This window comes from Porphyromonas sp. COT-108 OH2963 (assembly GCF_000768895.1).
Classification (GTDB): domain Bacteria; phylum Bacteroidota; class Bacteroidia; order Bacteroidales; family Porphyromonadaceae; genus Porphyromonas_A; species Porphyromonas_A canoris.
The window spans coordinates 65,018-82,852 of record NZ_JRAP01000012.1 but is presented as its reverse complement, the minus strand read 5'-3'; the positions used below and the strand labels follow the sequence as shown (position 1 = coordinate 82,852).

At 46.0% G+C, this 17,835-nt stretch carries 14 protein-coding genes; 2 read left to right on the top strand and 12 right to left on the bottom strand.

Translation table 11 applies throughout. The features are described 5' to 3' along the window. Positions 1-208: 208 nt before the first annotated feature. The 6 genes from HQ39_RS06855 to HQ39_RS06830 all read right to left on the bottom strand — a co-directional run bounded on the left by HQ39_RS06855 (position 209) and on the right by HQ39_RS06830 (position 7,505). The gene (locus HQ39_RS06855) at positions 209-910 is read right to left on the bottom strand and encodes an energy transducer TonB (protein ID WP_036789989.1); all 702 of its coding nucleotides are present in this window, start codon (positions 908-910) and stop codon (positions 209-211) included. A gap of 110 nt (positions 911-1,020) precedes the next feature. Next, positions 1,021-2,304 (bottom strand): adenylosuccinate synthase, encoded by a 1,284-nt coding sequence (locus HQ39_RS06850; protein WP_036844793.1) that lies wholly within the window; start codon positions 2,302-2,304, stop codon positions 1,021-1,023. A gap of 39 nt (positions 2,305-2,343) precedes the next feature. Then, positions 2,344-4,998: a dipeptidyl-peptidase 3 family protein gene (locus HQ39_RS06845; RefSeq protein WP_052079523.1), complete on the bottom strand. Its 2,655-nt coding sequence runs from the start codon at positions 4,996-4,998 to the stop codon at positions 2,344-2,346. 508 nt (positions 4,999-5,506) lie between these two features. Beyond that, entirely contained in the window at positions 5,507-6,127 is a 621-nt protein-coding gene (locus HQ39_RS06840; RefSeq protein WP_036864911.1) for an outer membrane beta-barrel protein, read from the bottom strand. Positions 6,128-6,178: 51 nt separating this feature from the next. Continuing rightward, positions 6,179-6,775 (bottom strand): LuxR C-terminal-related transcriptional regulator, encoded by a 597-nt coding sequence (locus HQ39_RS06835; protein WP_036789998.1) that lies wholly within the window; start codon positions 6,773-6,775, stop codon positions 6,179-6,181. A 13-nt stretch (positions 6,776-6,788) separates the two neighbouring features. Next, complete coding sequence (locus HQ39_RS06830; RefSeq protein WP_036864910.1) at positions 6,789-7,505, bottom strand: hypothetical protein; 717 nt, start codon at positions 7,503-7,505, stop codon at positions 6,789-6,791. A gap of 227 nt (positions 7,506-7,732) precedes the next feature. On the opposite strand from HQ39_RS06830, the gene HQ39_RS06825 reads away from it, so the two are divergent. Further along, positions 7,733-8,506, top strand: coding sequence for an ion transporter (locus tag HQ39_RS06825; protein WP_052079522.1), 774 nt, complete (start codon positions 7,733-7,735; stop codon positions 8,504-8,506). A 156-nt stretch (positions 8,507-8,662) separates the two neighbouring features. Here the strand turns inward: HQ39_RS06825 and HQ39_RS06820 are convergent, their stop codons facing one another. The 6 genes from HQ39_RS06820 to HQ39_RS06795 form a co-directional block, all read right to left on the bottom strand. Next, positions 8,663-9,826, bottom strand: a complete 1,164-nt coding sequence (locus tag HQ39_RS06820; RefSeq protein WP_036790005.1) for a sodium ion-translocating decarboxylase subunit beta — start codon at positions 9,824-9,826, stop codon at positions 8,663-8,665. A 9-nt stretch (positions 9,827-9,835) separates the two neighbouring features. Next, positions 9,836-10,312 (bottom strand): acetyl-CoA carboxylase biotin carboxyl carrier protein subunit, encoded by a 477-nt coding sequence (locus tag HQ39_RS06815; protein ID WP_036864909.1) that lies wholly within the window; start codon positions 10,310-10,312, stop codon positions 9,836-9,838. Positions 10,313-10,397: 85 nt separating this feature from the next. After that, entirely contained in the window at positions 10,398-11,291 is an 894-nt protein-coding gene (locus tag HQ39_RS06810; RefSeq protein WP_036864906.1) for an OadG family transporter subunit, read from the bottom strand. Between the two features lie 33 nt (positions 11,292-11,324). After that, entirely contained in the window at positions 11,325-12,878 is a 1,554-nt protein-coding gene (locus HQ39_RS06805; protein WP_036844806.1) for an acyl-CoA carboxylase subunit beta, read from the bottom strand. A 63-nt stretch (positions 12,879-12,941) separates the two neighbouring features. Continuing rightward, complete coding sequence (gene mce, locus HQ39_RS06800) at positions 12,942-13,349, bottom strand: methylmalonyl-CoA epimerase (RefSeq protein ID WP_036790014.1); 408 nt, start codon at positions 13,347-13,349, stop codon at positions 12,942-12,944. 251 nt (positions 13,350-13,600) lie between these two features. Continuing rightward, entirely contained in the window at positions 13,601-14,977 is a 1,377-nt protein-coding gene (locus HQ39_RS06795) for a tryptophanase (RefSeq protein WP_036864904.1), read from the bottom strand. A 759-nt stretch (positions 14,978-15,736) separates the two neighbouring features. Here HQ39_RS06795 and HQ39_RS06785 point away from each other — a divergent pair. Further along, positions 15,737-17,803 (top strand): hypothetical protein, encoded by a 2,067-nt coding sequence (locus HQ39_RS06785; RefSeq protein WP_036864901.1) that lies wholly within the window; start codon positions 15,737-15,739, stop codon positions 17,801-17,803. The last annotated feature ends 32 nt before the right edge of the window (positions 17,804-17,835 follow it).

Here is a 17,835-nt window from a genome sequence, read left to right as displayed (position 1 = left end):
GCAGATATCTAAACTCTTTGAGAATCTTTGGAGGTAAAGTTGTACGATTTTTTTAGTTTTGGCTTTACAAAGACCCCCTCTGTCGGCAAAGATAATAAAAAACAAAAGTTTTTGCTTCTCTTTTATCTATTGTTTCATATAAGAAAAGAGACACAGCCATCAGATTTTGTCGTTTAGCTGTGTCTCTTTTATGTCTGTCTTTATATTCTTAAGCGTTCTGTAGCTGGAATATTACTGTTACTTCGTAACGGCAACGCACCGGAAGACCTGCTTGCTTGCCCGGTTTCCATTTAGGCATTTGCTTCACTACGCGCATCGCTTCTTTGTCCAGAGAAGGCTCGATACCTGTAACGATATGAACATCCACGATAGAACCGTCCTTGTTTACAACGAATCCTACACGAACACGTCCTTGGATTCCATTGTCTGCTGCGATTTGAGGATAAACCAACTTGCTTGCCAACCAAGGGCGAATCTTGTTGTTACCACCGGGGAATTCAGGATCTTCTTCCACAAAGTCGTGGATCTCTTCACTCGCTTGCTCTACCTTACGAACAGATGCAGGAGGAGGAGTAAATGTTACTTCCTGAACTTTGTTCAAGGCATCATCCACGCTGAGAAGCTCTTGGTTTTCTACCTTTACTTCGTCTTCCACTACGTTGATAATATCTGCAACCACTTTTGTATCAGGCGGTGGCAGTTCGGGTGGAGGCGTTTCTTCAGGAGGCGTAATCTCGATCTCTTCTTCTTCTATAAAGGTACTGACCGTAGCAATCTCGTTAAAAACAAGATCTCTTTTGCCCCATTCAAATGCTGTGAATACGGCTGAGAGTGCTACTACAAGCCCCATTAGGAAGAATGTCGACTTGCGACTCTCAAGATTCGCACGAGGCGTTTTCTTTTGTTCCATAGTACTTGTATCTAAATTGTTATTTGTATTTCCTACTGAAAGCACCTTCTGCGTGCTTCGCCAAAGTTAGATATAGTTGAGGATATATGCAAGGGTTTTCCGTGTAAGAGTTACTTTTCGGACATGAAACCTTTTCTCAGGATCGTCTGCTTGCGATCAGGTCCCACGGAAACCACAGAGATAGAGACTCCCAGATACTCTTCTATGAAGTTCAGATAGGTCTTGAATGCAGCCGGAAACTCCTCTTCTTTTTCTACTTTCGTCATATCTTCCTGCCAGCCATCGAAGATTTTGTAGACAGGAGTAATATCCATTTCAGCGGAGAATGGGAACTGGTCTGTCTCTTTACCGTCTATGATGTAGGATGTACAGACGTTGATCTCCTCAAACATATCGAGTACATCGCTCTTCATCATGATTAAGTCTGTCACGCCATTAAGCATCACGGAGTAGCGTAGAGCCACAAGGTCGAGCCAGCCACAGCGTCTTTTTCTTCCCGTTACCGAGCCAAACTCATTGCCTTTACGGCACATCTCCTCGCCGGTAGCGTCATGAAGCTCTGTCGGGAACGGGCCGCTTCCAACTCGTGTACAGTATGCCTTGAAGATGCCGAATACTTTCCCGATTCTTTTTGGAGAGACTCCCAGTCCGGTACAAGCGCCTGCCGTCACAGTATTAGAGGATGTAACGAACGGATATGAACCGAAATCTATATCCAGCAACGTGCCTTGAGCTCCTTCTGCAAGTATCGCTTTGTCGTTCCGTAAGGCATCGTTGATGAAAAACTCGCTGTCTATGAAGCGAAAACTCTTTAGAAACTCTATTGCATCGAACCACTCTTTGTCCATCGCAGCCGTATCTTGCACGTAGTGCAGAGCCGCCAAGATCTTGAAGTGATCGCTCTTAATCTTATCGTATTTCGCTTTAATATCAAGTTCGATGTCGCCTACTCGCAATCCGTTACGACTTATCTTATCCGTATAAGTGGGGCCTATGCCTTTGCCGGTAGTACCGATCTTTCCGGCTCCTTTTGCTGCTTCTCTGGCTTGATCCAATAAACGGTGAGTGGGGAGTATGAGATGAGCTTTGCGCGAAATATACAGACACCTCCGAATATCGTGCCCCGACTCCATCAGTGCTTCTGCTTCTTGCTTGAACAATATGGGATCCAACACCACGCCATTGCCTATGATGTTGATCTTGTTACCTTGAAATATGCCGGAAGGAATAGAGCGCAGGACATATTTCTTACCTTCAAACTCCAAAGTGTGTCCGGCATTAGGACCTCCTTGAAAGCGTGCTACCAAATCATATTTGGGCGTAAGAACGTCCACTATTTTGCCTTTTCCTTCGTCTCCCCATTGGAGACCTAAAAGAACATCTACTTGCTGCATAACGTATTTGAGGTTGTTCGTATTGTGATACAAATATAACTATTCTTCCGCAAAGAAACGAAGAATGGAATCTATCTCCGAGGCAAAAGGATTGTCTGCATGGAGATAGCTTTCGAGATGTGTACGGCACTCTTTTGCAAAAGAGGGATTTAGGTCTGAAAGTTTCTCCAAACAGCGTAAGATGAGTACCTGTTCCGTCTCCGAAACCACCTCTGAACAGATGGCGTGTTTTACCCTTTCGATCCACTTTTCGAGGGTGGAAGCAGGAGGCATCACACGCTTTTGCATACTTGACTGAGCCAATAGCAGGTGTGGAATGGAAGCCACAATGCCATCGTGATGAGGCGTATACAACAGATCATCAACGAGAGTGTAGACGTAAGATTGGTGAACAACCAGTTCGCGAACGAGCTGCTCCGCCTCTTCCAATGTCTCCACATCTCCGCATCTCTCTACTGCTTGGAGATAGTCAAGCTCTTGGCCTTGCAGCATGAAAATGGATAGCAGAGGAAACTCGCGCACCTCTTTCTGATACCTTAGCAGTTCTATCAGCTCCGGATCCGGCTCCATCGTCTTGGCTATCTCTTTCAGACGAAACAGGGTAACACCGAAGTTCGTTCTATGTTCGATACCACCTTTTCTCATGCTCTCTGCCACAACGCCATCCATAGCATTATGCAGTCTTCTTCTGAGCTGTTTGAAGGTGTCGTGATACCTGCCAAGCTCCAGTGTCCGACTCTTTGCACTGTTCGGACTGTCGTTACACAGAGGAAGTGTTCTGTATACTTTGTTGTATCTGTTCATCTGTTCCAGATAGGTCTCGGACGTATCCAGCGTAAACTCCTCCACGCTTCCGTCGGACGAATATCGCGCTTCCATTCTCGGATTGATAAACCCTTTGAATGGGGATAATCGCAGTGCATCGAAGCGTTTTTTTGCAGAAACGTATATCTCGGACGGGACATCCGTGGCGTATGTACGTATAATCTTCTCCGCCTCTTCGTATAACCCTTTGCTCTTGATCTCTTGTATCCGGTAGAGCAGATGCCCTATATTCTCTCTCAGCTTCGTGTATGAGTGAATCTCTATAAAGAAATCTCCTGCTTCGTTTTGCTTTAGTTCCAAACAGTCCGCCCCGCATTTGTCTAGCAGGTATCGGGCGATGAGCGCTCTGTTTCTCATGTGCGACTCCTGTATCTTCTCCCCTTGTTTCAGACGGGCAAGCTGAATAATGGCTCCGCCGGTAACATATAGGTCGTACTGTGCCTTATAAGCATCTTCCGGAAGAAGCCCCATCTCTACCAGCTTCGGATCTGCAATATAGTACAACGCATACAGGTCTGCCCGTGCCTCTTCTATGGTTGCGCTCCACTCTTTAAGGGCATCTTCCGATACGCCCTCTTCGAGTCTTCCGGAACCGTGACCAAGACACTCGTGAAGATCGGTATGGAGATCATTGGTCAGAGAGCCGAATGTCATGATCCGTCTCCTTACCTCTTCTTTCAGGAAGAAGCTTTCGAGATACTCTCCGGAGTAGAGCGTGCTATCCACTGCATGGGATATGTTCGACAGGGTAACGGACTTGGAGCCGTATCTCTCTCTTATGGTGTTGTTGTTGGGAAGGTTGATTCCGAGAGGAGATGCCGGGTAGCAGTCGCCTCCCAACATCAATGCTTCTATGACGGAAGCCTGAATGCCTTTCACTTCTGGCTTACGATGTGCCGGGCTGACCGGGCTGTGCTCCTCGAACCAACGGGCATTATCGGATAGCAGCTTCGTGCGTCGAGAAGCCTCTCTGTCGTAAAGCTGTACCAGACCTTCCCATGTGGCTTTTCTTCCCAAGGGGTCTTGATAAGTCTCTATAAAGCCATTGATGAAGTCGACATCGGTTTTGTCGGGGGAGTGATTGAGCCAAGCCAAAGAATATGCTCTGAAATCTTCATCCGCTCCACTCCTATAGTAGGTCGTGAGCTTTTCTATGATCGCTTTCTCCCGGTCTGTTTCGGCATAGAAGTATGCTGCTCGAAGGGCGGAGACTATCCGTTTAAGAGCCGGAGCATATCTGCCGGAGGTGCTGTATGTCTCTTCATAGAGGTTGTTGTCGGCATCTTTCCTGAGCTTGCTTTGCAGTCCCGGAGAGAGTTCCGGATCTTTGGAGCGGGCGGAATAGAACGCTTCGACCTCTTCTGTGGTGATGCCTTTGTCGTAGAAGTTTACCGATGATTCTTCCACGTTTTCGGCTGTTCTTATGGGAGCGAACTCTTTATTGAAGATGTATTCGAGCAGCAACTCTTTATCGAAACCGCTATCTCTCCATTCGTTGCGCCTGTTCTCATCAATCTTTTCCCACAGTAAGAAGAGGTAACGAGGGCTGAAAAGCGGTTCGTGTTTTCTCTCACTGTAATGGTGATGAATACCGGAAGTGAAAAGGATTTGCTTGTAGTAGCAGAGTAGAGCATCGTATTCTTCTCTTTCCGTATCCGGGTTCGCAGCTGCGACCATTTCGGAGACAGCCTCTCGGAGGAACAGGTTGTACGGATGGTGTTGATCGAACAGAATGTCTCGTCCTCTAAGGGTAGCTTCGGAGAGGAAGTAGAGATAGAGTTTTCTCCTGCGGGACAGCTTCGAGAAGCTATCGACATCGTAGCGGAGAATGAGGATGTCTGCAAATTTATCTACTAAAAAGTTGCTCATTGGGGATAAGTGTTAGGTGAAAGATTGAGCCGGTATCGGTTTCGGACCATAAGCGGTACGCTTCTGTTCTCATGGAATGAAAGAGTTGCGATATAGCCTTTCAAAAGATGGTTTGATCCTGTTTATTTTCTCTCCTGAACAGGATAAAAAGTGAAAACCGGATCTTGGTTTGCACTATTCAAGCTTTGAATGGTGTAAGTCGAACCTTGAATGCTGCAAATCATGCTTTGGTTTTGAGAATTGTTGCTGTTCAGAAGAGTTTGTTTACGAGTTAAAAAGAACTTTCAAACGGGTTCAAAATCTTTTTGAAAGGGGGTAATATGGCAGAGCCTTTTCTATTGTTTCTTCTCCTGCCCCTACTCTCCTCACAAAATGAGACGGATTGATAAGGCGCTACCGCTCTTAAATCTTTGTGTCAGATGATTCTGTCCGATATGTTCTCACATTCAAGAGGCTGTGTCAAGACAATATCCCGACACAGCCTCCCGATATAAGAATGTCTGCAGGATCAGAATAGATATGCCGCAGATATGGTTATTGTCTTGTTTTTGTTGTTGTAGAAGTTTTCTATGAGTGCACTTGTGCCGGTGTACTGATAGTTGCTCTTGAACGGAGCTTCGTATTGAGCGGTGATTTGTAGCTTCTCGAACAACTCGATACCCATACCGGCTTGGAATCCGAAGCTTGCCTTGTTGAACTTAACTTCGTTGAACGACTGTGTTTTGAGCTGGTCGAAGTTGTTGCTGATAGAGTAAGCAAAGTTGGGCCCGGCAAACAAAATCACTCCGAAATTCTCAAAGAAGTCCAGTTTGACCTTTGCATTCAAAGGGATGATCAAGAGGTCTTCGCGAATTTTTTCTGTTGCATCTTTGCTCTTGTCGAAGATGTTTGCTCCTTTTCTGGAGTAGAGAAGAGCCGCATCTGCATACAATGGCAAGAATGGCACTCCCACCTCGATACCCAAACCTGCATGAGCAGAAAGTATATCTTGTGCTTTAATATCCAATGGCTTGTTTGGGAACTGAGAGAAATTGGCTCCCGCCTTTACAAAAATGTCTATCTGAGCAGATGCCGCCACAGGCAAGGCGAAAGCAAGAAGTGCTACGAGAGTAAGTAATCTTTTTTTCATGATAAAATACACTGTTTTAAGGGTTAGAAATTTCTGTTTTTATAGTTAATATTAAACGTCTCCGCCCACTACGCTCTCTACCTCTTCCGAAGAAAGTATTCCGTTCATGAGAGCATAAAACGTGAGACCGGACACGGTCTTTATTCCCAGTTTTGTGGTGATGTTTTTGCGGTGAGTCATCACCGTATTCATACTGATGTCCAAGAGATCTGCTATCTCTTTGTTGGTGCGTCCGAGGGAAACCTCTTTCAAGACCTCCATTTCGCGGAGAGAAAGATCCTTTGCCATGTTTGGAGAGTAGAGCTTCCGCTTGAGGGTCTGAGCCAATGCGCTCCTGATCTCTCCGGCATCCCACTGAGTACATATCCCTTGTATATCTTCCGGAGAGTCCGGAAGCGGAACTCTGTTGGTGTAGACCGGCACGATACGAAACTTGCGACCTCGTAGAGCCTCCTCGTTAAGAACCAGCTGCGTGTCCTCCATATAGACGATGTCGTACCTTTCGATGTCCGATGCGAAGAAGATCTGAAAGCTGTCGAACGTGTCTATGAGGCATCTTTCCCCGACAGAGCGCAGTATAAACTCAAGCCCCGCCCTGCGGAGGGTCTCGGAAATTACTATCGCTACGTATGTCTTGGATGATGCCATGTGAGGTTCTCTCCTATTTTATATGCTCTACACCCAACTCTGCTTCCATGGCTCGCAGCATGGGGAAGAAGAGTCGGCGTCTTAGTCTGTTGTTGCACGCGAGATCTTTTTCGATCATGACGAGGCTGAACAGCACGGCATAGCTTAAGTTGTCGTTGAACTCGCCGGATAAGTGCTTAATCATCACTTCCTGAATATCGCTTATCAGCTCTTCGCTCTTATCTGTCGTCTCTTCGGACGGAGTGCCGAGAGTGATACGTTTGATATCCTGTCCGAGTCTCTCGTTAAGAGCCCTGAAGTGGGGGAGAAGCACTTCTGTATCGTAGGCTATCCGTTTTAAGAGCAACTCTTTGAACTCTCCCAAAAATCTTGACAAGAGCTTTAGCGAAGGATTGTCGTTACTGTCGCGCAATAGAGGAGACATATGTACCTCTATATTGGGTATCTGTGCATCAATATAGAAAGCATTTGTCCTTGCAAGGTAGTCCGCCATCATTTGAGGATAGAACGGAGAGAGTCTGACCTTCTTCAGGTATGAGGGGTCTATGTAGCTGTTTGCAATGTGAAGGAAGGACTCTATATCTATTCCTTTTTCTTCGCATACAGCCTTCATACTCTTGTCTTCCAATCCGAGACGTATCCCAAATCGGTTAAGCATGGGAAGCAGTATGACGTGCTGCCTTACCACGTTGCTGAGTACACTGTTTTCTTGTATGAGTATGGTAGTCATCGGTCTGTTTCCGGCATAAAGTGGTACTATATACCATTCCAAAGATAGGAAAAACAAGCAATATTAGGCTATAAACGGGGCTTTTAATGCCCACAAGATGAGTGATACGGCTGTTTTTACTCTTTCCTCTGCCGGTTTAGGCTGCAAGTTCATCGAAGGAAAGGCTTGTTTTTTATCCAAACTTGTAACTTTACATCCGAAATAGATAAAAAACTTTAATAGAGATAATGTCCCCGAATAATGCTAAGCCGTATCAGCCGCAGTCGCTGAGAGAACGACTCTTTATCCTTATAGAAAAAGGAGAGTGTGGCAACAGATGGAGCCATGCCTACGATATTTTTATGGTCATAGCCATAATGGTGAGCATCGTACCCCTTATGTTCATGACGAATTATCCGATATTCCGGCAGATGGAGCTGGTAACCGTCTGCGTCTTTATCGTGGACTATGTGCTGCGTTGGAGTACTGCCGATCTTAAACTGAAGAGAGGTGGATGGTCTTTCCTTATCTATCCTTTTACCATCATGGCCATTGTGGATCTTCTCTCCATACTGCCGGCTTTGGCTATATTCTCTCCTGCGTTGAAGGTTTTCAGGCTTTCCCGTCTGGTGCGGATATTCCGGCTGTTTAAGTTTTTCCGATATACGGATAAGCTTGCCATCTTTCTGAATGTGCTGAAAAAGGAGAAGAAAGTGTTGCTGTCCGTGCTGGTGATAGCCCTTTTTTATATCTTCCTTACCGCTCTGGTGATGTTCAACACCGAGCCTTATATCAATCCGAAAACCGGTGAACCGACATTCTCCTCTTTCTTTGATGCTCTCTACTGGGCTACTGTAACCCTTACCACCGTGGGATACGGCGATCTCTGTCCCGTGACGGAAATGGGAAGAGCCATCAGTATGTTGTCTTCTCTGTTTGGTGTGGCTATTATTGCGCTGCCGTCTGGTGTGATAACAGCGAGCTATTTGGACGAGCTTAGAAAAGAGCGGGATTCGGAATGACGTTTTTTGTTTTGCCGATACTTTGTGGCAGAAAGAGGATTGTCGCTCTTCGTAGACAAGTATCTCCCGGGTGTTTTGCTCATTTGCTATAAAATAAAAAGGAGAAGATCTCAAGCGAAATCTTCTCCTTTTATATTATAAATGTCTTTATCCTTTTTAGCTGAGGAAGCCGAGCAGAATACCGGCGGCTACGGCAGAGCCGATGACTCCGGCAACATTCGGCCCCATGGCGTGCATGAGCAGATAGTTGGTGTCGTCATACTCCAATCCGACATGGTTCGATATACGAGCAGAGTCCGGAACGGCAGATACTCCGGCATTGCCGATGAGAGGGTTTATCTTGTTGTCCCCTTTTAGGAAAAGGTTGAAGAACTTGACAAACAGTATCCCTGCACAAGTAGCAAGCATGAAGGAGAACGCTCCAAGCCCGAAGATAAGAACCGACTGCGTGGATAGAAACTGAGATGCCTGCGTTGATGCACCTACGGTAACACCGAGCAAAATCGTTACGACGTCAATAAGCGGTCCTCTTGCAGTCTCTGCCAATCTTCTTGTAACACCGCTTTCTTTGAGGAGATTACCGAAGAACAGCATTCCTAACAAGGGAAGTCCGGAGGGAACAATAAAGGTAGTGAGCAACAGACCAATGATAGGGAAGAGGACTTTTTCCGTATGAGAGACCTGACGTGGAGGCTTCATGCGTATAAGACGCTCCTTTGATGTCGTGAGCATACGCATGAATGGAGGCTGGATAAGCGGTACCAACGCCATGTAAGAGTAGGCGGACACCGCAATGGCTCCAAGCAGATTCGGAGCTAACTTTGAAGCAAGAAAGATCGCAGTAGGACCATCTGCTCCTCCGATGATACCGATGGCTCCGGCTTGATGCGGTTCAAAACCGAAAGCTAAAGCCAAGGCGTATGCTCCGAAAATACCAAACTGAGCCGCCGCTCCAATCAAAATAAGCTTGGGATTGGAGATGAGAGCGGAGAAGTCCGTCATCGCCCCGATACCCAAGAATATAAGAGGAGGATACCACCCCTGTCTAACCCCTTGATAGAGGATATTCAGTACAGAACCCTCTTCGTAGATACCTATCTGTAAACCGGCTTCTTCATTGAATGGAATATTGCCAATGAGCATCCCGAAACCTATCGGGATGAGCAGAAGAGGCTCCCACTCATATTTGATGCCTAAAAAGATGAAAAGCAATCCGAATGACAACATTACAAAATGCTGCCATGTGGCATTCGCAAACCCCGTATTGCTTATAAACATATCGAGGCTGCTGCTAAGCACATCTAAGAATGCTTCAAACATGAGAGCTTATTATGAAATAGTAACGAGGGTATGACCTTCTTGGATGCTTTCGCCTTTAGCCACATTGATAGATGCGACAACACCGTCTCTGTCCGCTTTGATGTCGTTCTCCATCTTCATTGCTTCCAAGACAAGAAGCTTTTGCCCTTTTTTCACAGCATCTCCCACATTACAAGTGATATCCAATATTACTCCGGGAAGAGGAGATTTAACGGCATGACCTGAGCCTGACGCTGCAGGAGCAGGAGCAGGAGCCGCAGGAGCAGGAGCCGGTTGAGGAGCAGGTGCTGCAACGGGAGCCGGAGCTGCTTTAGGTGTTGGAGCCGGAGCGGAAGCCGGTTGAGGTGCAGGCGCTGCTGCTTGCTTGCCTTCCTTAGTTACGGTATATGGTGTGCCATTTACACTAACGGCTACTTCGTTACCTTTAGTCTCTCCAATGGTTACTTCGTATTCCTTACCATTGATAGTGTATTTGTAAGTTTGCATTGTTCTGTATTCTTTGAGTGTAAATTTATTATAGGTCTTTCCTCTATCTGTTCGGGCAGATAGACGGACTCTTCCAAGCGTTCTATTATCTTGGGTACTGTCTCATGGTTTGTATTTTAGAACTCCACGGAGAATAGGCTCTCTTAGCCGGAGAGATAGTGATCCGACCGTCTTTTTCATAGCCTGACTCGAAGTGTTCATACATAGCCATCGCAATAGCTGCATAGACAGCGTCGTCCGCTTTTCCCTTACAAGGCGTTGGCTTGATGCCCGCATCCGACATGTCTTTGACATTTCTTCTTCCTTCCTGATTGCGAGTAAAAGATTTCCCCACAGGCTTAAACACAAGGAAGAAGACTATAAGTGCTAAAAATACTACTAACATAGATATTACTATTATTGCGACACCGTAAGGGTCATTGACCTTTAAGTTTTCCACTTTGGTATTGGTATCCAAAGTAACGTTATTGGTGTCCGGAGTTGTTTTTTTAAGTTCAGACCATCCGGGTTTGCCGTCTACCGTTCTTCCGTAACTGATATCCGCTTTTTGTCCGGCAGGTACCATTATTTCGTCTATAAGCGTTTTGCCATCGGCGTCATAGAGGGCAAGATAGTTCGGTCGATCTGTTTTTAACGTAAAATTGACATGAAATGTCCCTTTTTCCGGAGAGTTATCAGCCCAGAAAAGAGTGTGCTGAAATGGAGCGATCTTTGTTTTTACGTCTCCTCTCGGAATAGGATATTTCTTAGGATTGCTTTGATCATCAGTCAGAAAGCAACCTCCTATGTTTACCGTTCCTGCGGAGTTATTGTATATTTCTATCCAAGCACTCCTGTTGCCGTAACCGTCAATAAAGTTTGTTTCATTAACTACCAGCACTTCATTCAGACGCAGAGCTTTCACGCTCTGAGCCGATATAGTCAAAGGAAAGATAAAACATAGGAGAAGGAGCGTACTCCTGATGAAAAGTTTATTCATCTTGCAAGAATTCATGTCTGAAGATAGAGTACATTATAGCGGAATGTTGTCGTGTTTCTTCGCCGGGTTGTACACTTTCTTTGTTTGAAGCTGCTTCAATGCTCTTACGATGCGGAAGCGAGTATTTGCAGGCTCGATAACATCGTCGATGTAACCGTAAGATGCAGCATTGTATGGGTTTGCAAATGCATTGCGATACTCTGCTTCTTTTTCTTGTGCAGCCAATGCCGGATCGCTTGCAGCAGCAACTTCTTTCGCAAAGATCACTTCAACAGCTCCCGATGGACCCATTACGGCGATTTCCGCAGAAGGCCAAGCGTAGTTGATATCACCGCGCAAGTGTTTAGAGCTCATTACGATATAAGCACCGCCATACGCTTTGCGAAGAATGATTGTAATCTTAGGTACGGTAGCTTCTCCGTAAGCATAAAGAATCTTTGCCCCGTGAGTGATGACGCCGTTGTACTCTTGACCTGTACCCGGAAGGAATCCAGGAACGTCCACAAGCGTAACGAGAGGAATATTGAAAGCATCGCAGAAGCGAACGAAACGAGCACCCTTGCGAGATGCGTTACAGTCCAAACTACCCGCCATCACCTTTGGTTGGTTGGCAATGATACCTACACTCTGACCGCCGAAGCGAGCAAAACCAACGATGATATTCTGTGCGTAGTCTTTGTGTACTTCAAGAAACTCACCATTATCCACGATGGCACCGATCACGTCATACATATCGTATGCACGGTTAGGAGAGTCCGGAATGATGTGGTTCAACGCATCTTCCATTCTGTTTACAGGGTCGGTGCATTCGATAGCCGGAGCATCCTCCATGTTGTTTTGCGGCATGAAGCTGAGAAGATGGCGGATAAGATTTAGTCCTTCCTCTTCTGTATCCACTGCGAAGTGTGCCACGCCCGACTTGGTTGTGTGAACATCTGCTCCACCAAGCTCTTCTTGTGTTACATCTTCATACGTTACGGTCTTAACCACTTTAGGACCGGTAAGGAACATATAGCTTGTTCCACGGCACATGATATTGAAGTCGGTAAGAGCCGGAGAGTAAACCGCACCACCGGCACAAGGACCGAAGATGGCAGATATTTGAGGTACCACACCGGAAGCAAGGATATTGCGTTGGAATATCTCTGCATATCCTGCAAGAGCGTTTACGCCTTCTTGGATACGTGCACCGCCTGAGTCGTTAAGACCGATAACGGGAGCACCCATCTTCATAGCCATATCCATCACCTTACAGATCTTAGCGGCAAGCATTTCAGAGAGTGCACCGCCAAATACGGTAAAGTCTTGAGCAAAGATGTAAACCAGTCTGCCGTCTATTGTACCGGAGCCTACCACTACACCATCACCGAGAAACTTTGTTTTATCTATACCAAAGTTCGAGCATCTGTGCTGTACGAACATATCGAACTCCTCGAAGCTTCCTTCATCCAAAAGGAGTGCTATACGTTCGCGAGCAGTATATTTTCCACGAGCATGCTGGCTTTCGATACGTTTTTCACCGCCGCCCAGGCGAGCTGTATTTCTTTTCTCGATAAGCTCTCTTATCTTGTCTAACTGAGTACTCATTCTAAATTTCGTGTTTATTTTGTTTGTCTTTCTGATCTAAAAGTCTTGGCTCTTCGCGGAGTGTTATTCGCAAGAGCAGCAAAGCTCCGTAAGTACGCCTCTTGTACTTTTCGGGTGAAGGAATGCGATGTTTAGACCTTCTGCTCCTTTACGGGCTTTCTTGTCGATAAGCTGAACACCTTTTTCTTCCAAAAGTGGCAGCTCTGCATTCACATCGGCTACAGAGAATGCAATGTGGTGGATACCTTCTCCTTTTTTCTCTATGAACTTCGCAATAGTACTGTCTTCTGAGGTTGGTTCAAGAAGCTCTATCTTGGTTTGTCCTACCTTGAAGAAAGCGGTTTTTACTTTTTGGTCTTCTACTACTTCGATGTTGTAGCACTTTAGACCCAAGACTCCCTCGTAGTATGGAAGAGAATCTTCGATGCTCTTAACGGCAATACCCAAGTGCTCAATGTGAGAAATATTCATAATGAAATGTATAAGTGTTTGTGTATAAATCTTGCTTACATTATTCTATTATGCAAATATAGAACATTATCTTTATTAGGACAATTTTTTAAGAGAGTCCGATTTTATTGGCAAATGTATCACTTTCGAGTCTTCCTTGCTGCTCGTTGTTCGGGGGTATAAAAGTCATTCGGCGAGTCTCACACAGTTTATCAGGTGAGACTCGCCGAATATTTCTTTCCACTTATAAGTGTTTGATGAGCAGCTTCACGTTATAGCTTTTTAAGTTCTACTGTGAAGTGACGCATCACGGGTTGTTCAAAAGTTATCTCATATCCTTTTGTGATGCTTTCCCTGCGGTCATATACATTTTTCACTGCTGCGGCAATCACATCCATGTGGTTGTTTGTATATGTACGGCGAGGTATTGCAAGACGAAGCAGTTCAAGCTCCGGGTATCTGTTCTCTTTGGTTTCAGGATCCCGGTCTGCAAGGATGGCTCCGATCTCCACACCGCGTATTCCGGCTTCCAGATAGAGTTCCACTCCCAATGTTTGGGCTACAAACTCTTCACGAGGCAGTTGAGGAAGGATCTTTTTGGCATCAAGGAAGATGGCGTGTCCGCCTGCCGGGCGTTGATAAGGTATGCCATACTCATCGAGTTTTGCCGCAAGATATTGCACCTGACGTATTCTGGTGTCCAGAGTATCGAATTGAGTGCCTTCGTCCAAGCCTACTGCCAAAGCAGCCATGTCACGTCCACTCATACCGCCGTAGGTGATATATCCTTCGTTCATAATACAGAACATCTGGCATCTTTTCCATAGCTCTTCGTTCTTGAAAGCCACGAAACCGCCCATGTTTACGATAGCGTCTTTCTTGCTGGACATGGTCATCATGTCCGCATAAGAGAACATTTCGCGCACGATCTCTTTGATGCTCTTGTCCGCATAGCCCTCTTCTCTTGTCTTGATGAAGTAAGCATTTTCCGCAAAGCGTGCAGAGTCCAACAGCAATGGAATATCATACTTGCGGCAGAGGTTGTGCACGTCGCGTATATTCTTCATAGATACGGGCTGACCGCCTGCCGTGTTGTTGGTTACCGTAAGTACCACGCAAGGGATCTTCTCTTTAGGGTTGTTTGCCAATACCTTTTCCAGCTTTTCCAAGTCTACTTCTCCCTTGAACGGAAGCTCAAGCTCTGTCTGTGCTGCCGCTGATATGGTACAGTCTACGGCATGAGCCTTGCGGTATTCTATATGACCTTTTGTGGTGTCAAAGTGAGAGTTGCCCGGAAGATAGTCGCCCTCTTTTACGATTGTAGAGAAAAGCACGTTCTCTGCTGCGCGTCCCTGGTGAGTAGGTAAGAAGTAAGGGAATCCGAGGATCTTTTTGATAGCTTCTTTCAGCTCGAAATAGCTTTCTGCTCCGGCATAGCTTTCGTCTCCCATCATCATGGCAGACCATTGGCGGTTGCTCATTGCTCCGGTACCGGAGTCTGTAAGGAGGTCGATGAAAACGTGTTTACTGCTTAGCTTGAAGAGGTTATACTTCGCCTCTTTAATCCATTGTTCACGCTCTTCACGAGTCGATCTGTGGATCGGCTCAACCATCTTGATGCGGTAAGATTCTGCGAATGGTATTTCCATAACTTTCTTGTGTTATATCTGTTAAATATGGTACATAATTCAGTATTCGACTCCATTTCGGGAAGCGCTCCGTTCTCTCCGCTTTGGGCCATAACTGTTACCGAACCGGAGAGATCCGTTTCCCAAAATCGGGATAAATTTAGGGATTATTTTTTTGTCATGCAAACTCTGAAATTTTGTTGAAAAATCAAAATTCGCCGACCCTTTCATTTTTATATATTCCATACCGAAAACGCTTCTCTTTTTCCCTCTCTCTATTTTGTTCCGACACCTCATTTTTAGAGGGTAAGGGAATAGTTAAAATCACCTCATTTTATTAACACAAATTCCGATACCTGCTAAGCCAAAACGCTAAACGAGCATATTTTGTCGGCTTAACGTGTTTAATTTTTCAATGAACACGTTTAGTGATTTCATTAAACACGTTTACCGGATTCCCTGAAAGCGACCAAAGGGAGAAAAGTTCTCAAATTCGAAAAATCTATGAACCTGTTGGTTTATAGGTTTTTATCTCTTTTCTTGAGGCGTGGGCGCAATTTGAGGAGAAGATGAGCCGGTCGGAAAAAATGGCTTCATCTCCCTGTTTTTATATAAAAGTGCACTTTGCCGGAGCATCTTTCCCTTATGCCCTTTTTTCTTCTTAATAGTATTCGCTTTGTTCGTTCCCCTAAAACGTTTTATATTTACATGGATATTTTAATCTCTTTTTAGCGAAAGAGATCTCCAAAGAAATAGTAGAACCAATTTAGTTAAGGACCTATGAGACGATTAAATGCAATCTTGCTTGCGACTTTCGCTTTACTGCTTTCTGCTTGTGCCGGACAGAATAAGTGCGGCACGGATAAGTCGGAGGCGGCAACCTCTATCACTATGGAACAGATACAGAAAACGACAGACACCCTAAAGATGTTGCATGGGAAGTCCTCCTTGTTCAGAATAGAGCGTGGAGTCTCTCAAGTGGCAGCTTTGTGGCGTGCCGAAGATGGCACAGCCGAAGAGTTCGAGGCTTTTTGCCGCAAAATGTTTGTGGCGGATGAGGCAGAACTTTCCGGGCTGTACGATACTCTGGAGCGCAACTTTGAAGTTATGATCGGACACTTTCATAAGATAGACTCTCACCTGAAACGCCCTTTGCACGTATCGGGACCTGCCACAACGGAGGTGGATATGCTCTTTGGCTACTACGATGTGTACTCACACCTGGATGACGATATGTTCTCCGGGAAGGTGGCATTCGTTACGGCACTCAACTTCCCATTCTATACGCTCGAAGAGAAGAGCCGTCTGGGAGAGAGCTGGAGCAGGAGAGAGTGGGCTTATGCACGGATGGGAGACCGCTTTATCTCTCGCGTGCCGGCATCCATAAAGCAAGGGCAGTCCAAGGTTCTTACCGAGAACGACACCTATATAGCCGAATACAATATCGTAATGGGCAACCTTGTGGACGAAAACGGGCAGAGACTCTTCCCCGAAGATATGAAGCTCATATCCCATTGGGGGTTGAGAGACGAGCTTAAATCCAACTACGCGAACAAAGAGCAAGGTCTCACCAAACAGCGGATGATCTACCAAGTGATGAAGCGAATAATAGATCAGACCCTGCCTGAAAACGTTGTGGGCAATGAAGAGCTGCTTTGGGAGCCTTACAGCAATAAGATCGTGGATGCTTCCGGAGCCGATGTGGCAGCGAAAAGTTCGGATGATATGCGTTACGTGGCACTGCTCAATAATTTTCTTTCCTCAAAAGCTCTGGACCCTTACTTCCCTCACTATCCCACCCAGATAGACAGAGCCATAGATCGGGATATGGAGATCCCGCTGGCTGAGGTTAAGTCGCTCTTCATCAGTCTGCTTACATCGCCTCAGGTGAGAGAGGTGGCATCGTTCATTGCAGAGCGACTCGGTCGTCCGTTGGAGCCTTTCGATATTTGGTACGATGGATTCAAACCTCGCGGAACCATGTCCGAAGATGAGCTTACAAAGATCACTTCCAAGCTCTATCCCAATCCGGATGCTCTCAAAGCAGATCTGCCTCATATCCTTGTAAAGCTCGGCTGGACACCGGAAGAGGCTGAGCGTATCACTTCACTGATTGTGGTAGATCCTTCAAGAGGTGCCGGACACGCCATGGGCTCTATGATGAGAGGCGATGTAGCCCGACTTCGTACAAGAATAGGGGAGAAAGGGATGGACTACAAAGGCTACAACATTGCCGTACACGAGTTCGGACACAACGTCGAACAGACCATTTCGATGAACGATGTCGACTATTATATGCTCAACGGCGTACCCAACACCGGCTTTACAGAGGCTCTTGCTTTCTTGTTTCAGCTGAAAGATCTTCAGCTGCTCGGATTGCAGACCATTTCGGAAGAGGATATGTACTATATGGCTCTCGATAAGTTTTGGAGCTGTTACGAGATCATGGGTGTGTCGCTCGTGGATATTGCGGTATGGGAGTGGATGTATGCCAACCCCGAAGCCTCTCCGGCAGAGCTCAAAGAGGCGCTCTTGAAGATCGCCAAAGAGGTTTGGAACAGCTACTATGCCGACATACTCGGAGGAAAAGACGAGACCCTGCTGGGAATTTATTCTCACATGTTGGTCTATCCGCTCTATTTGCCGAACTATTCCGTAGGGCATCTTATCAACTTCCAGATAGAAAAATACATGGGAGATAAGAACTTGGCAAAAGAGGTACAGCGGATGTTCTCTGTGGGACGAATACTTCCGAATCATTGGATGAAGCATGCCGTAGGTGCTCCCATATCTACTGAACCGATCCTGACATCCACTTCGGAGGCCTTGCGTGTCTTGAGAAAATAAATCGGGACATCGTAGGCTTTTTCCGCTATCTT

Coding starts and splice junctions, on each gene's coding strand:
- HQ39_RS06855 (WP_036789989.1), bottom strand. CDS start 910: ATGGAACAAAAGAAAACGCCTCGTGCGAATCTTGAGAGTCGCAAGTCG.
- HQ39_RS06850 (WP_036844793.1), bottom strand. CDS start 2,304: ATGCAGCAAGTAGATGTTCTTTTAGGTCTCCAATGGGGAGACGAAGGA.
- HQ39_RS06845 (WP_052079523.1), bottom strand. CDS start 4,998: ATGAGCAACTTTTTAGTAGATAAATTTGCAGACATCCTCATTCTCCGC.
- HQ39_RS06840 (WP_036864911.1), bottom strand. CDS start 6,127: ATGAAAAAAAGATTACTTACTCTCGTAGCACTTCTTGCTTTCGCCTTG.
- HQ39_RS06835 (WP_036789998.1), bottom strand. CDS start 6,775: ATGGCATCATCCAAGACATACGTAGCGATAGTAATTTCCGAGACCCTC.
- HQ39_RS06830 (WP_036864910.1), bottom strand. CDS start 7,505: ATGACTACCATACTCATACAAGAAAACAGTGTACTCAGCAACGTGGTA.
- HQ39_RS06825 (WP_052079522.1), top strand. CDS start 7,733: ATGTCCCCGAATAATGCTAAGCCGTATCAGCCGCAGTCGCTGAGAGAA.
- HQ39_RS06820 (WP_036790005.1), bottom strand. CDS start 9,826: ATGTTTGAAGCATTCTTAGATGTGCTTAGCAGCAGCCTCGATATGTTT.
- HQ39_RS06815 (WP_036864909.1), bottom strand. CDS start 10,312: ATGCAAACTTACAAATACACTATCAATGGTAAGGAATACGAAGTAACC.
- HQ39_RS06810 (WP_036864906.1), bottom strand. CDS start 11,291: ATGAATAAACTTTTCATCAGGAGTACGCTCCTTCTCCTATGTTTTATC.
- HQ39_RS06805 (WP_036844806.1), bottom strand. CDS start 12,878: ATGAGTACTCAGTTAGACAAGATAAGAGAGCTTATCGAGAAAAGAAAT.
- mce (WP_036790014.1), bottom strand. CDS start 13,349: ATGAATATTTCTCACATTGAGCACTTGGGTATTGCCGTTAAGAGCATC.
- HQ39_RS06795 (WP_036864904.1), bottom strand. CDS start 14,977: ATGGAAATACCATTCGCAGAATCTTACCGCATCAAGATGGTTGAGCCG.
- HQ39_RS06785 (WP_036864901.1), top strand. CDS start 15,737: ATGAGACGATTAAATGCAATCTTGCTTGCGACTTTCGCTTTACTGCTT.